This window comes from Terrisporobacter othiniensis, from assembly GCF_000808015.1.
Lineage (GTDB): Bacteria > Bacillota > Clostridia > Peptostreptococcales > Peptostreptococcaceae > Terrisporobacter > Terrisporobacter muris.
The window spans coordinates 1-1,298 of record NZ_JWHR01000012.1 but is presented as its reverse complement, the minus strand read 5'-3'; the positions used below and the strand labels follow the sequence as shown (position 1 = coordinate 1,298).

Genomic DNA, 1,298 nt, shown 5'->3' with positions numbered 1-1,298 from the left:
CGTGTAATTTCCTAAACTTTTATTATTTTCATTTAATTGAGTTTTTAAATTTTCCTTTTCTCTATCTTCAATAATTATTTTTTCATCAATATCTTTTATTTCATTTTCTTCTTCATTATTTTCTTTCTCAATTAAAAGTTTTTTGTTATTAAGTTGATTTAGGTATTCTTTTATTCTCTCCATATCTGCATTAAAGGATTTAAGAATTTCTTTATCTTTTGTAAGCTGAATATTTATATTATCAAACTTACTTTTTTCATTTTCATAAATTTCACTTTCTTTGTTAAGTTCTTTACTTAAAGTTTCTATAGTTTCTTTGTTATTCTTATGCTTATCATCAATATCTTTTATCTGAGATTCTAGTACTTCTTTCTTTTGAAGAGTATAACTTAAGTTAGAACCAAGACTTTCTTTTTCACTTTCCAGCTTTTTAATACTAGATAAGAAGGAATTTATCTCTTCTTCATATCTTGAGTAAGAAGAATTACTAAATATTAATTCTTTATCTAGATTTTTTATTTCTTCTTCATAATGTTGAATATTCTCTTTACAACTTATTATCTCTTTTTCCATAGATACTAGTTTTTCTTGTATAGATGTATTTTCTTCCTTGGTAGCTTTTATCTTTTCATTAAATTCATTTATAAGTCTTTTTCTTGATAAAATATTTCCACTTGATTTTAACGAACCACCTGTTAAAGAACCACCTGGGTTTAATATTTCACCTTCCAACGTTACTACCTTATATTTATGTCCAGTTTCCCTAGCAAATTTAATTCCTTCATCTATATTGTCAATTACTACAGTTCTTCCTAGTATATTTTCTAATATATCTCTATATTTTTCTTCATAAGATATTAAGTCACTGGCAATACCAATAAAATTAGTTCTTGCTTGAATATTGTTTATTTTTTTTGATTTAATTATATTCATCGGCAAGAAAGTTACTCTACCAATTTTATTATGTTTTAAGTAGTTTATGGCAGCTTTTGCACTATTCTCATCAGATGTTATTATGTTTTGCATATAAGCGCCTAGCGCTGCTTCTATTGCTTTTTCATATTTCTGTGGAACAGTTACCACTTGTCCTAATGCTCCATATATACCCTTAAGGTTTTTATTTTTAAGAACCTCTTTAACTCCTCTATTAAACCCTTCATAATGATTTTCCATATCAATATAAACATTTAATTTTGAGCTATATTCTTTTAGAGCATAGTTATTATTTTGTATCTTTACATTTAAATTATGATTATCTTCTTTTAATTTTCTAAGATTTTCATAATAAGAATTTACTT

The 1,298-nt window shown here is 24.8% G+C and carries 1 pseudogene; it reads right to left on the bottom strand.

The window, feature by feature from the left end:
• Nucleotides 1–1,298: pseudogene (locus QX51_RS00880) on the bottom strand (chromosome segregation protein SMC); the annotation flags it as partial.